This window comes from Sanguibacter suaedae (genome assembly GCF_016342785.1).
GTDB classification, from domain to species: Bacteria; Actinomycetota; Actinomycetes; order Actinomycetales; family Cellulomonadaceae; genus Sanguibacter; species Sanguibacter suaedae.
Window position 1 is genome coordinate 1 of record NZ_JAEINH010000017.1, and the last position, 13,615, is coordinate 13,615.

Sequence of the window (13,615 nt, forward strand, 5' to 3'; positions counted from 1 at the left end):
CGCCGTCGAGGACGACGCGTCGGGCACCGGACCGACGCCCCCCGGACCGCACCTGCCGGGCGGCGGCGACGTCGCCGGGGCGACCGCCCGGCACCGGCTGCCGCACGGCCACCGCCTGGTCGTCGTCCTCGCCGCCGGGGTTGCCCCGGGTGTCGGCGACGACGTGGCGGTCGACGCCCTCCTGCAGGACCTCCACGGCCGCGCCGCCCGGGTCGCCGCCGAGGGGAGCGCCACGGGCCATGCCCGGCACGCCGCCGCTCACCGGGCCCTCTACGACCGGACGGAGCTCACCCTCCACGAGCCCGCCGGGGAGCACGGTCCCGACGACGCGCACGAGACCGACAGGACGGGACCGTCCACCGCGGTAAGCGCCGCCCTCGCCTTCCACTTCGGCCGGTACGTCCTCGTGTCCGGGTACCACCCCGACGCCAACCCGCTGTCCCTCCAGGGCCTGTGGAACGACGAGCTGCCCGCGCCGTGGAGCTCCAACTACACGCTGAACATCAACACCGAGATGAACTACTCGCCCGCGGAGACCGCCAACCTCGCCGAATGCCACGAACCGCTCCTGCGCTGGCTCACCCGTGCGGCGCAGGGCCCGGCCCGCGAGGCCGCGCGCCACCTCTACGGAGCCGACGGGTGGGTGCTCCACCACAACTCCGACGCCTGGGGGCACGCCGCCACGGTCGGCGCGGGCGACGGCGACGTCTCCTGGGCGTGGTGGCCCCTCGGCGGGGTGTGGCTCGCCCGCCACCTGTGGGACCACCACGAGTTCTCCGGCGACGTCGCGCACCTCAGGGACGCGTGGCCCGTCCTCGCGTCGTGCGCCCGCTTCGTCGCGGACTGGGTGGTCGCGGACCCCGCACGCGGTCCCGGCGCGACCCGCACCGTCCCCTCGACGTCTCCCGAGAACCGCTACGTGGCCCCTGACGGCGCCCCGGCCGCGGCCACCACGTCGTCCACCATGGACGTCGCCCTCGTCCGGGACCTCGTCCTCCGGGTGCGGCAGGCCGCCGACGCCCTCGGCTCCGCACCCGACTGGCTGCCGGCGCTCGAGTCGGCCGTCGCCGCGCTCCCCGACCCGCGCGTCGGCCCCCGGGGCGAGCTCCTCGAGTGGGCCGAGGACCTCGCGGAGGCCGAGCCCGAGCACCGGCACACCTCCCACCTCGTCGGTGTCTACCCGCTCGGGCAGATCGGCCCCGGGACGCACCCGGGCCTCGCCGCGGCAGCACGCCGCACCCTCGAGCTCCGCGGACCCGAGTCCACCGGGTGGGCCCTCGCCTGGCGGCTCGCGCTGTGGGCCCGCCTCCGCGACGCCGAGCAGGCGCACGAGACCCTCGGCCGCTGCCTGCGCCCCGCTCTCGCGGCCGACGGGGAGGGCGGGCCCGCCCATCGTGGCGGCCTCTACCCGAACCTCTTCAGCGCGCACCCGCCCTTCCAGATCGACGGCAACCTCGGCCTCGTGGCCGGCATCGTCGAGATGCTCGTGCAGAGCCACGAGGGCCGGATCGACCTGCTCCCCGCCCTGCCGTCGGCCTGGCCCGCCGGTTCCGTGCGGGGCCTGCGCGCCCGTCATGACGTCGTCGTCGACGTCGAGTGGGCGCGCGGCGCGCCGACGCGGGTCCGGCTCGTCTCGGCGCGACCCCGCCGCACCGACCTGCGCTGGGGCGACCGGACCGTCACGATCGACCTCGCCGGCACCACACCCGTCGTCCTCGGGCCGGACCTCGAACCCCGGACCGCGCCCGAACACTAGGCTGACCCCGACCGGCGCTCCTGCGCCCGCACCACCGGACACGAGGAGCACCGTGGCAACCATCGACGACGTCGCCCGCACCGCAGGCGTCTCCACCTCCACGGTCTCCTACGTCCTCAGCGGCAAGCGCCCCATCTCCGCGCCCACGCGTCACCGCGTCGAGAAGGCCATCCGGGAGCTCGGCTACCGACCCCACGCCGGCGCGCGGGCGCTCGCCTCGAGCCGCACCAACGTCATCGCGCTCATGGCACCGCTGCGAGCCGACGTCAACGTCAACGTCATCATGCAGTTCGTCACCGGCGTCGTCACGAGCGCCCGGGCGTTCGAGCACGACGTCCTGCTCCTGACGCAGGACGACGCCGCGGGCCTCGACCGGGTGGCGAGCGGCTCCATGGTGGACGCCCTCATCATGATGGACATCGAGGCCGAGGACCCGCGCATCCCCCTGCTCACCGGCATCAAGCAGCCCACCATCCTCATCGGGCTGCCCCGCCACACGCAGGGCTTCAGCTGCGTGGACCTCGACTTCGAGGGCGCCGGGCGCGCCGCGGTGGAGCACCTCGCCGGGCACGGCCACCGCCGCGTCGGGCTCCTCGGCTCGCCGCACGGGGTGCTCGAGCGGCACACGTCGTACGCGGAGCGCCTCGTCCGGGGGTTCCGGACCGAGGCAGCCGAGCTCGACGTGGACGTCGTCACCGTGCCCTGCGAGTCGTCCCAGACCGGTGCGCGCACCGCGGTCGACGCGCTCCTCGCCGAGATGCCCGACGTGACCGGCCTCGTCGTCCACAACGAGGTGGCGCTCCCCTACGTCGTCTCCGCGCTCCGGGAGGCAGGCCGTGGGATCCCCGACGGCCTCTCCGTCGTGGCGCTGTGCCCCGCTGACGTGGCCGAGGGTCAGCCCGTGCCGCTCACCTCGATCGACATCCCGGCCCTGACCATCGGCCGGGTCGCGGTCGAGATGGCCATGGCCCGCCTGGACCACGACCAGCCTGCCGAGACGCGGCTGCTCACGCCACAGCTCACCGACCGCGGGAGCACGGGGCCCCACGGTCGGTGAGCTGTGGTCAGCCCTTGATGGCCCCGAAGATCACGCCCTTCGCGAAGTTCCGCTGGACGAAGGGGTAGACGAGGAGCACGGGGACCAGCGCGAGGACCATGACGGCCATCTTCACCGCCAGCGTCGCGATGTCGCCCGTCGCGACGTCCACGCTCGTCCCGGCCGACCCGGGGATCGGCTGGCCCTGCAGCACGTAGGAGCGCAGCACCATCTGCAACGGCCACTTCTCCGTGTCCCGGATGTAGAGGACGGCGTTGAAGAACGCGTTCCAGTACCCCACCCCGTAGAACAGGGCGATGACGGCAGTGACCGCCCGCGAGATCGGCATGACGATCTGCCACAGGATGCGCCAGTCGCTCGCCCCGTCGATCCGCGCCGCCTCGATGATCCCGTTGTCGATCCCCATGAAGAAGTTCCGCATGATGAGGACGTTGAACGCCGACACCGCCCCCGGGAGGATGAGCGCCCAGTAGCTGTCGATCAGCCCCAGCTGGCTCACCCACAGGTACGTCGGGATGAGCCCCGCGCCGAAGAACATGGTGATGAGGAACAGGAACAGGATGGGCCGGTGCCACACGGTGCCCGGCCGCGACAGGCCGTAGGCCGCCATCGCGGACACCACGGTCGAGATGATGGTCCCCACCACGGTGATGCCGATGCTCACCAGTGCAGCGCGCCCGACCACCCCGCCATTGATCAGCTGGACGTACGCGTCGAAGGTGATCTCCCCCGGCACGAAGACCATGCCGCCCGCCTCGGAGATCGTCCGCTTCGAGGAGATCGAGGTGAGGACGATCGAGTAGAGGGGCACGAGGACCACCCCGGCGACGATCGTCAGCGCGATGCCCTTGAGGGCGAGCCCGACCGGGGTGGCCGGCTCCTCCCACGCCGGCCGGTGCTTGGACCTGCGGCGCCGACGGACCGGGGGCTTGCCCTGCGTGATGGTGTCGAGAGGCCGGGTGACCTCGCTCGTCGCGTTGCTCATGATCGCTTGTACACTCCTGCCTCGCCGAAGACGTGGGCGAGCTTGTTGGCGCCGAGCACGAGCGCGAGGCTCACGATGCCCTTGATGAGACCTGCGGCCGCCGCGAAGCCCCAGTCGCCGTACTGGACACCTTGGAAGTAGACGTAGGTGTCGATGACCTCCGACGTCGCCGCACCCACCGCGTCCCGCTGCAGGTACAGCTGCTCGAAACCGACGGTGAGCGCGTCGCCGAGCCGCAGGATGAGCAGGAGGATGACCACCGGGCGCAGCGCCGGGAGGGTGATGTGCCACATGCGGCGCCACCGTCCCGCACCGTCCACGGCCGCGGCCTCGTACTGCGACGGGTCGACCGTGCTCAGGGCCGCGAGGAAGATGATGATGCCCCAGCCCGCGTCCTTCCAGATCGCCTGCGACGTGATGAGCAGGAGGAACGTGTCCGGGTTGCTCATGATCGTCAGGGGCTCGCGACCAGCGGCACGCAGCACCTGGGAGATGAGGCCGGCGCCACCGAACATCTGCTGGAAGATCGTGATGACGAGCACCCACGAGAAGAAGTGCGGCAGGTAGACGATCGCCTGGATGGACGTCTTCAGCCGCGGGCTGAGGACCGAGTTGAGGAGCAGCGCGAGGACGATCGGCACCGGGAAGAAGAACACCAGCTGGAAGAGCGTGATCGTCAACGTGTTCTCGACCGCGTTGATGAACTGCGGGTTGGAGAACACGCGCACGAAGTTCTCCCACCCCACCCACGGGCTGTAGAGGAAGCCCGTGTAGGGCGAGAACTTCTGCCACGCGATGACGTTGCCGAGCATCGGGATGTAGGCGAAGAGGACGAGCAGCGCGACGGCGGGCACCGTCATGAGCAGCATCGACCGGTCTCGCTTCAACCGGGTGGCGAGCGAGATCTTCCGCTGGACCACGGGGCGGCGCTCGGGCGCCGCCCCGGTCCGTGCCTGCTCGGCGCGCTCGTCGGTGGAGAGGCTCACGACTCGTCCAGGATGCCCTGGTAGAACGTGCGCAGCTCCTCACCGCCGGCGGACCGCCACGTCTCGATGGCCGCGTCGAGGTCGGAGAGCGACTTGCGGCCGCGGGAGATGTCCTTCTCGAGGTCCTCGAACGGCTGACCGATCGAGGCGTACTGGTCGGGCTCGCTGATCTGCAGGCCCCAGAAGACCGGCTCCACCGCGTAGCTTGCGGCGAGCTGCGTGAACTCCGAGGATTCCTTCACGAAGCCGGGGTACTGGACCTTCGCGTTGGCCTCGGGACCGTCGACGAGGAACATGTACGTCGGCTGGATCTCGCTCGCCGCGAGCTCGGTCGGCACCGGCAGCCCGTCGGACCCGCGGGTGAAGTGGACACCTTCGACGCCGTTGGCGATGAGGTCGTACTCCGTCGTCCCGAACGGGGCGGCGAGGACGTTCGCGAGGTCGAGGAGCTCGGTGACGCGGGCCTCGTCGTCGGTCTTCTTGAGGAAGGAGAAGATGCTGCAGGGGTTGCCCTTGTAGTACGTGGGATCGTTCCCGTCGGCACCGAAGGGCGGGAACGGCGTCTGCGACCAGTTCGGGTTCGTGCCGAGCATCTGGGCGAGGTTCTCGTGCCACGACCCGAGACCGTCGTTGATGACGACGACCTCGCCGTCCCAGAAGAGCTGCTTGCCCCACGTGTTGTCGACGTCCGGGTGGACGGCGCCCGATGCGAAGACCGCGGCGTTCCACTCGAGCGCCTCCCGGTACTCGTCGGTCTCGACGCGGTGCAGGAGCTTCCCGTCGTCGGTGAGCTTCCACTTGGGCACCACGGAGTGGATGAGCGTGGCTGCGGTCCACATGTCGTGAGCCCCGTAACGCTTGGCGCCCGGGTCGGTGAGCTCGACCATGAGGTCGATGAGGTCCTGCCCGTTCTTCACGTCCGGTGTGATCCCGAGCTCGGAGAGGATGTCGTCCCGGTAGAAGATCGAGTCGTTGATGACGCCGGTGGGGAACGGCAGACCGTAGAGCTTCCCGTCGAAGCTCGAGTAGCTCCAGGCCGCGGTGGGGATGTTCGCGAGGTTGGGCCACTTCTTCACCTTGTCGCCCGCGAGGTAGGGCGTGAGGTCCTGGAAGACGTTGGGGACGACCTCGGACGCGAAGCGCGGCGGGATGTTCCACGTCGGCACGCTCACCCAGTCCGGGAGGTCCTTCGGGGCCGCGAGCGCCGTCGCGAGGGTGGTGCCGTACTCGTTGCCGTCCGCGATCTGGAAGGTGAGCGTGGAGCCGAGCATCTCGTTGACGGCCTCGTAGTACTGGTTGCCGGTCGTGGGCGGCGGCGTCCCCCAGAGCGGGGTCATCGCCGTGAACGACGAGCCCTTGCCCGGAGGCGCGTCCACCGACTGCACGAACTCCTCGGGGATCTTCTCGAACCCGGGGAGCGATCCGTTGACGCTCGGGTAGTCGGGCTCGGCGTAGGTGATGGGGACGTACGTCGGGAGATGGTCGGTGGTGGTCGCGATGCCACCGACGTTCGTCGAGCCCGTGCTCGCGGTACCTCCGCACGCGGTGAGGAGGGAGGGCACCCCGACCACCGCCGCGCCTGCGGCGAGCATCCCGAGGAACGATCGGCGGTTGATCGGGGCATTCATGAGCCGCTGGCGGTCCTGGTTCGTGTTCATGGGGCGTCCTTCACTCCTTCGTGGGTCCGCGGCACGTCGGCGTGCCTGGCACTCCCTCGTGCCTTCCGGTCGATCATCGTCGAACTCGTCGAAGCGATTCGACGACACGGACTCTACGTCACCCTCACCCCGGGTGACAAGCATCACCCATGGACCTGGACGAATCATGGGTACTCGGACCAACCGCCCCAGCGCCACCGAGCTCACGACGGGCCACCCGCCACCTGCCCGGCCGCGCGGCCATGTGTGCATCGAACCGTTTCGAGCGCTAGCGTGTGCGTCACTCCGACCCGAAGGACCTCACCGTGAACCACCCGACCGACGACGACGTCCGTCCCGCGGCACGCACCCCCCGCGACCTCCTCGCCCTCCTCACGCTCGACGAGAAGCTCGCGCTCCTCCACCAGGTCACCCCGGGGGTGCCCCGGCTCGGTCTCGCCCCCTTCCGCACCGGCACGGAGGCGCTCCACGGCGTCTCCTGGCTCGGCACCGCCACCGTCTTCCCCCAGCCCGTCGGCCTCGCCGCGACCTGGGACCTCGACCTCCTCGAGAAGGTGGGCGACGCCGTCGCCACCGAGGTCCGCGCCAAGCATGCCGCCGACCCCTCCGTGAGCCTCAACGTGTGGGCACCGGTCGTCAACCCGCTGCGCCATCCGCTGTGGGGACGCAACGAGGAGGGGTACTCCGAGGACCCCCACCTCACGGCTGACCTCGCGACGGCCTACTCCCGTGGGCTGCGCGGGACCCACCCCACCGTGTGGAAGACCGTGCCCACGCTCAAGCACTTCCTCGCCTACAACAACGAGGTCGACCGCGCCGTCACGTCCTCGCAGATGCGCCCTCGCGTGCTCCACGAGTACGAGCTCCCCGCCTTCCGGGGACCGATCGAGGCGGGAGTCGTCGGTGCCGTGATGCCCGCCTACAACCTCGTCAACGGACGGCCCTGCCACGTCTCCCGCGAGCTGCTCGACGAGCTGCGCAGCTGGACCACCGGGTCTCTCGCGGTCGTCTCCGACGCCGGGGCCCCCACGAACCTCGTCGACGGCGAGCGTTACTTCGCGACGCACACCGAGTCGCACGCTGCCGCGCTCCTCGCCGGGGTCGACTCCTTCACGGACAACGACACCGACGCCGGCCCGACCGTGAGCCGGATGCAGGCCGCGCTCGACGAGGGCCTCGTCACCGTGGCCGACATCGACCGCGCCGTCCTGCGTCTGCTCGAGCTCCGCGAGCGCACCGGCGAGCTCTCCCCCGACGACGACCCGTACCGCAGCATCGGCGCCGAAGCGGTCGACCTGCCCGAGCACCGCGCCCTCGCACGTCGGGCCGTCGCGAGGTCCGTCGTCGTCCTGCAGAACGACGGGATCCTCCCGCTGCGCCCCACCGCCGGCGCCGCGCCCAGGAGCGTGGCCGTGGTCGGCCCCCTCGCGGAGCGCACCCTCCACGACTGGTACTCCGGCACCCCCCCGTACCTCACCGGGCTAGGCACCTCGCTCGACGCCCTCCTCCCGGGCACGGAGGTGACCGTCACCGACGGTGCCGACCGTGTCGCGCTGCGCTCACGGACCACCGGGCGCTACGTCGCGGTGCGGTCCGAGGGCACTCTCGTCGCGGACGACCCCACGTGCTCGTCGGACAGCACCCTCGAGGTCACCGACTGGGGCGAGGGTGTCGTCACCCTGCGGAGCTCCGCGACGGGCGCGCTCGTCACGGGCGGGTCCTGGATCCTCCGCGCGACCGCCGATCGCGTCGGCGGGTGGGTCGCGCAGGAGACGTTCCGTCTCCATCGCCACGACGACGGCACGTGGTCCGTGCTTCACGTGGCGTCCGGCCGATGGCTCCACGTCCAGCACGGTTCGGGCGTGGTCGTCGCCGACTCCCCCACCCTCACCGGCGCGGACCGTTTCGACCTGCGCACGCTGTCCTCGGGCGAGGTCGCGGTCGCCGAGGCGGCCGCTGCCGCGGACGTGGTGGTCGTGGCCGTGGGCAACGACCCGCACGTCCTCGGGCGGGAGACCGAGGACCGCCCCGGCCTCGAGCTCCCGAGGGCCGCGCACGCCGTGTGGCGTGCCGCCCGGGAGGCCAACCCGCACGCCGTGCTGTCCATCACCTCGAGCTACCCGTACGCGCTCGGCGGCGTGGAGCACGAGGCCTCCGCGGTCGTGTGGTCGAGCCACGGGGGGCAGGAGCACGGCGCCGGGCTGGCAGCCGTCCTCGTGGGTGAGGAGGAGCCAGCGGGCCGCCTCGCCCAGGAGTGGGTGGCCGACGGCGCCGACCTCGGTGACGTGCTCGACTACGACGTCATCGACGGCCGGTCCACCTACTGGTACCGCGACGCCCCGCCGCTGTACCCGTTCGGTCACGGTCTCACCTACAGCACGGTGGAGCTCGGGCCTGCTCGCCTCGACGGGCGCACGGTCGTCGTCGAGGTCACCAACACCGGTCCGCGGGCTGTCCACGAGGTCGTCCAGGTGTACGCCTCCGCCCGGGCGCACCGCCTGGTCGTGCCTGTCCGTCGTCTCGCCGGGTACGCGCGTGTCGATCTCGCACCGGGCGAGCGTCGCACGGTGACGGTGGCGGTCGACGACCGCGCACTGTCCGTGTGGGACGTCCGGTCGCACACGCTGCGCGTCGAGCCGGGAGCGTACGACCTGGGCGTCGGGCTCTCGAGCCGTGACCTGCGCTCCACGGTCCCCCTCGAGGTGACGGGTGATCCCGTGGCGCCCGTCTCCGCTCTCGGGCGCACCGTCCGTGCCGTCGACTTCGACGCGTGGCACGACGTGCGCATCGCGGAGCGGACGCTCCTCGCCGGCGAGGCGCTGGATGTCGCTCCTGGACGGGGGCGTGGGTGGGTCGAGCTCGCGGGCCTCGACCTGGACGGCGTCCGGAGCGTGGCCCTCGTGGTGGCCCGCTCGGCGTCGGGACCCGCGTGGGTCGCCGTCGGCGGCTCGCCGCGGCTCGACGTGCCCGCGGGGGGCGGTCGGCACGAGTGGGCCGAGGTCCTGGTCGACCTGGATGACCTACATGACCTGGACGGCTCTGCGGGGCCTGGCCTCGCGCCCGGCGGCGCCGAGGCGGGCACATGCGTGCGCGTGGAGCTGGGTGGAGCCGCGAGACTGACCGAGGTGCGCTTCGTCTGAGCGCGGTCCCGGGCGAGGCGCGGTGGCCTCGCCCGGTGTCAGAAGAGGCGGGAGTCGACGTCGTCGACGCCGCGCATGGCGTCGTAGTCGAGGACGAGGCACGAGATGCCCCTGTCGGTCGCCAGCACCCGCGCCTGGGGCTTGATCTCCTGCGCTGCGAACACGCCCCGCACGGGTGCGAGGTGGGGGTCACGGTTGAGGAGCTCGAGGTAGCGGGTGAGCTGCTCGACGCCGTCGATGTCGCCCCGCCGCTTGATCTCGATGGCAACCGCGGCCCCGGACGCGTCACGCGCCAGGATGTCGACGGGCCCGATGGCCGTGGGGTACTCGCGCCGCACCAGGGTGTGCCCGCTGCCGACGAGCTCGATCTGCGCGGCGAGCATGGCCTGGAGGTGCGCCTCGACCCCGTCCTTGACGAGCCCGGGATCGATCCCGAGGTCGTGGGCGGAGTCGTGATGGATCTCGTGGAGCTCGATCTCGAGGCGGTCGTCGCTCTTGGCGTGCTGGACCGCCCACACCTGGGTGACGCCGCGCTCGAGGGCGGCGTCGTCCGGCGCCGTGACCGCCATGGCGCAGGGCGGGCTCATCCAGTTGAGCGGCTTGTAGGAGCCGCCGTCGGAGTGGAGGAGGACGCTGCCGTCCGCCTTGACGACGATGAGACGTGTGGCGAGGGGCAGGTGTGCCGAGAGCCGACCGGTGTAGTGGGCCGAGCACCGGGCGACGACGAGACGCACGGTCCCTCCTCAGGGGGTGGGTCGTCGAGCCGGGTGCTCAGACGACGACGTTACGGACGTTGGGTGGGGCGCTCTCGAGCCATGAGGCGAGACCGGAATAGGCGCCGGACGACATGGTGAGGTCGAAGGCCTGCCCGGCGCAGCGGCACTGGACCAGGTAGAGGTCCGGCTGTCCTGCCTGGTCGAGGGGGACGCGCCCGGTGATGACGAAGAGCTCGCGGGACCATTCGTGCCGCGGGCGTCCGCGGAGCGACCGGGCCCGCCACCAGACGAGGCGGTCGGCGCGGTAGACGGCGAAGCCCGACCGCCAGCGGTCGGGCTTCGCGGTGGGGCCGGTGAGCCGTACGGACGACTCGAACGAGCCGATGTAGCCGGAGAGCGCGCGGAGACGGAGGAATCCTGCGACGGCCACCAGGAGCACTCCGACGAGGAGTGCTCCCAGCGACCAGAGCAGGATGTCCACGTGTCCGCCCGCTCCTCCGCTGCCTCAGCGGCTGGCGGAGCCGATCGAGACGTCGAGGTCGGCGGAGTCCACGACGATCGTCACGGCGTCCTCGTCGACGGAGAGGAACCCGCCGGAGATCCCCGCCGTGATCGCGGAACCGTCGGCCGCGGTGATCGACACCCGCCCGGCGCGGAGCGCCGAGAGCAGCGGCGAGTGGCCGGCGAGGATGCCGATCTCACCCTCGGCCGCAGGCGCGCTGACCTGCTTGGCCGTCCCGGACCAGACCTTGCGGTCGGCGGCGACGAGGTCCACCTCAAGTTGTGCCACGTGTACTCCTCAGATCGATCTCGGCAGGGCCCTGCAGGACGGACGTCTCAGACGCCGTACTCCTTCTGGATGCGAGCCCAGTTGCGCTCGAGGTCCTCGAGGCCACCGATGTTGAAGAAGGCCTGCTCGGAGATGTGGTCGAACTCGCCGTCGGCGATCTTGGAGAACGCCTCGATGGTCTCCGACATGGGGACCGTGGAGCCCGCCACGCCGGTGAACTGCTCGGCCATGTACGTGTTCTGCGAGAGGAACTGCTGGATGCGGCGGGCGCGCGAGACGACCGTCTTGTCCTCCTCCGAGAGCTCGTCGACACCGAGGATCGCGATGATGTCCTGCAGCTCCTTGTTGCGCTGGAGGATCTGCTTGACGCGCGTCGCGGTGTCGTAGTGGTCCTGGCCGACGTAGCGCGGGTCGAGGATGCGCGAGGTCGACGCGAGCGGGTCGACGGCCGGGTACAGACCGCGCGAGGCGATCTCACGCGACAGCTCCGTGGTGGCGTCGAGGTGCGCGAAGGTCGTGGCCGGTGCCGGGTCGGTGTAGTCGTCGGCGGGCACGTAGATGGCCTGGAGCGACGTGATGGAGTGACCACGGGTGGACGTGATGCGCTCCTGGAGCTGACCCATCTCGTCGGCGAGGTTCGGCTGGTAGCCGACGGCCGACGGCATGCGCCCGAGGAGGGTGGAGACCTCGGACCCGGCCTGCGTGAAGCGGAAGATGTTGTCGATGAACAGCAGGACGTCCTGCTTCTGGACGTCACGGAAGTACTCCGCCATGGTGAGGGCGGAGAGGGCGACGCGCAGACGCGTGCCCGGCGGCTCGTCCATCTGGCCGAACACGAGAGCTGTCTGCTTGATGACCCCGGAGTCCGTCATCTCCTCGATGAGGTCGTTGCCCTCACGGGTCCGCTCGCCGACGCCGGCGAAGACGGACACACCGTTGTGGTTGTTGGCGACGCGGTAGATCATCTCCTGGATGAGGACCGTCTTGCCGACGCCGGCACCGCCGAAGAGGCCGATCTTCCCACCCTGGACGTAGGGGGTGAGGAGGTCGATGACCTTGATCCCGGTCTCGAACATGGTGGTCTTCGACTCGAGCTGGTCGAACGCCGGCGGCTTGCGGTGGATGGGCCACCGCTCGTTGACCTCGATGACCTCGCCGGGCTTGGCATTGAGGACCTCGCCGGTGACGTCGAAGACATGGCCCTTGGTGACGTCGCCGACGGGCACGCTGATGGGGGCGCCGGTGTCGGTGACGACGGCGCCGCGGACGAGCCCGTCGGTGGGCTTGAGCGCGATGGCACGGACGAGGGAGTCGCCGAGGTGCTGGGCGACCTCGAGCGTCAGGGTGAAGGGCTTCTCGCTCTCGCCCTGGGCGCTGAGGTCGATCTCGACGGTCAGCGCGTTGTAGATGTCGGGGATGGCATCGGCCGGGAACTCGATGTCCACGACGGGGCCGATCACGCGGGCGACACGGCCCACGCCGGACCCACCCGTGGGGTCGACCGGTGCTTCGACGGAGGTGGCGGTCATTCTTGGCCTCGCTTCGCAGGGCCGGAGAACTCTCCGGCGTGGTCTGAGCTGGTAGCAGCTGCTGTGGTCGTGCGGTGCGTCGTCATGCGGCGCCCGTTCAGGATGCGGCGAGCGCGTCGGCGCCCGACACGATCTCGCTGATCTCCTGGGTGATCTCGCCCTGACGCGCCTGGTTGGCGAGCCGGGTGTACATCCGGATGAGGTCCTCGGCGTTGTCCGTCGCGGTGTGCATGGCTCGCTGGCGCGACGCGAGCTCCGACGCGGCAGCCTGGAGGAGGCAGCTGTAGATGCGGCTCCGCACGTAGCGGGGCAGCAACGCGTCGAGGACGGCTTCCGGACTGGGCTCGAAGTCGTAGAGCGGGAGGGCCGCGGAGGTCTCCCCGGCGGGCGTCACCCCGTCGACGATCTCGAGCGGCAGCATGCGGATCACGCGCGGGCGCTGCGTGACCATGTTGACGAACTGCGTGTAGACGACGTGCAGCTCGCCGACGCGACGCTCGTCGGTCTCCGCGAGGAACGCCTCGAGGAGGGTGTCGGCGATGTCCTCGGCGACCTCCGGACGCGGGGCGTCGGACTGCCCCGTCCAGGACCGGACGACCTCTCGGCCACGGAACTGGTAGTACGCGACGGCACGGCGGCCGCTGACGTACAGGTCGACCGCCTTGCCCTCGGCCTGGAGCCGCTCGACGAGCCGCTCCGCCTCGCGGATGGCACTCGCCGAGTAGGCCCCGGCCATACCGCGGTCGGACGCGATGAGCAGGACCGCGACGCGCGGCACGTCGGGCCGCTCGGAGGTCAGCGGGTGCGAGACGTCCGAGTGGGTCGCGACCGCCGAGACGGCACGGGTGATCGCCTTGGCGTACGGCTCGGAGGCCGTCACCCGGGCGCGGGCCTTGCCGATGCGGGACGCCGCGATGAGCTCCTGGGCACGGAACATCTTCTTCAGCGACTGCGTCGACTTGATCCGCGCCTTGTAGACGCGCTGATTACCGGCCATG

General features: G+C 71.0%; 11 protein-coding genes. 3 read left to right on the forward strand and 8 right to left on the reverse strand.

Going from position 1 to position 13,615, the window contains the following annotated elements; translation table 11 throughout:
• Positions 1 to 1,756: glycosyl hydrolase family 95 catalytic domain-containing protein (locus JAV76_RS13975; protein WP_198734690.1), on the forward strand; the 1,756-nt coding region annotated here is incomplete at its 5' end.
• Between the two features lie 52 nt (positions 1,757 to 1,808).
• Positions 1,809 to 2,813, forward strand: coding sequence for a LacI family DNA-binding transcriptional regulator (locus JAV76_RS13980; protein ID WP_198734691.1), 1,005 nt, complete (start codon positions 1,809 to 1,811; stop codon positions 2,811 to 2,813).
• Between the two features lie 7 nt (positions 2,814 to 2,820).
• On the opposite strand, the gene JAV76_RS13985 is transcribed toward JAV76_RS13980, so the two are convergent.
• From JAV76_RS13985 to JAV76_RS13995, 3 genes are read right to left on the reverse strand one after another with little or no spacing between them, the layout of a single operon-like run.
• Entirely contained in the window at positions 2,821 to 3,798 is a 978-nt protein-coding gene (locus JAV76_RS13985; RefSeq protein ID WP_198734692.1) for a carbohydrate ABC transporter permease, read from the reverse strand.
• Complete coding sequence (locus JAV76_RS13990) at positions 3,795 to 4,784, reverse strand: ABC transporter permease (RefSeq protein WP_372403678.1); 990 nt, start codon at positions 4,782 to 4,784, stop codon at positions 3,795 to 3,797. Before JAV76_RS13990 ends, JAV76_RS13985 begins: the two co-directional genes overlap by 4 nt.
• Positions 4,781 to 6,442, reverse strand: a complete 1,662-nt coding sequence (locus JAV76_RS13995) for a type 2 periplasmic-binding domain-containing protein (RefSeq protein ID WP_230402338.1) — start codon at positions 6,440 to 6,442, stop codon at positions 4,781 to 4,783. Before JAV76_RS13995 ends, JAV76_RS13990 begins: the two co-directional genes overlap by 4 nt.
• 305 nt (positions 6,443 to 6,747) lie before the next feature.
• Here JAV76_RS13995 and JAV76_RS14000 point away from each other — a divergent pair, with 305 nt between their 5' ends.
• On the forward strand, positions 6,748 to 9,582 hold the full coding sequence (locus JAV76_RS14000; RefSeq protein ID WP_198734693.1) for a glycoside hydrolase family 3 N-terminal domain-containing protein: 2,835 nt from the start codon (positions 6,748 to 6,750) through the stop codon (positions 9,580 to 9,582).
• Positions 9,583 to 9,620: 38 nt separating this feature from the next.
• Here JAV76_RS14000 and nucS read toward each other — a convergent pair whose 3' ends face one another.
• From nucS to JAV76_RS14025, 5 genes are all read right to left on the reverse strand, one after another.
• Positions 9,621 to 10,316, reverse strand: a complete 696-nt coding sequence (gene nucS / locus JAV76_RS14005; RefSeq protein WP_198734694.1) for an endonuclease NucS — start codon at positions 10,314 to 10,316, stop codon at positions 9,621 to 9,623.
• A gap of 37 nt (positions 10,317 to 10,353) precedes the next feature.
• Positions 10,354 to 10,779 carry a DUF2550 domain-containing protein gene (locus JAV76_RS14010; RefSeq protein WP_307844256.1) on the reverse strand — a complete coding sequence of 142 codons (426 nt, stop codon included), beginning with the start codon at positions 10,777 to 10,779 and terminating at the stop codon, positions 10,354 to 10,356.
• A gap of 24 nt (positions 10,780 to 10,803) precedes the next feature.
• Positions 10,804 to 11,088, reverse strand: a complete 285-nt coding sequence (locus JAV76_RS14015; RefSeq protein ID WP_198734695.1) for a F0F1 ATP synthase subunit epsilon — start codon at positions 11,086 to 11,088, stop codon at positions 10,804 to 10,806.
• A 47-nt stretch (positions 11,089 to 11,135) separates the two neighbouring features.
• Positions 11,136 to 12,617: a F0F1 ATP synthase subunit beta gene (atpD, locus tag JAV76_RS14020; protein ID WP_198734696.1), complete on the reverse strand. Its 1,482-nt coding sequence runs from the start codon at positions 12,615 to 12,617 to the stop codon at positions 11,136 to 11,138.
• Between the two features lie 97 nt (positions 12,618 to 12,714).
• Positions 12,715 to 13,614 carry a F0F1 ATP synthase subunit gamma gene (locus tag JAV76_RS14025; protein WP_198734697.1) on the reverse strand — a complete coding sequence of 300 codons (900 nt, stop codon included), beginning with the start codon at positions 13,612 to 13,614 and terminating at the stop codon, positions 12,715 to 12,717.
• Position 13,615 lies beyond the last annotated feature (1 nt).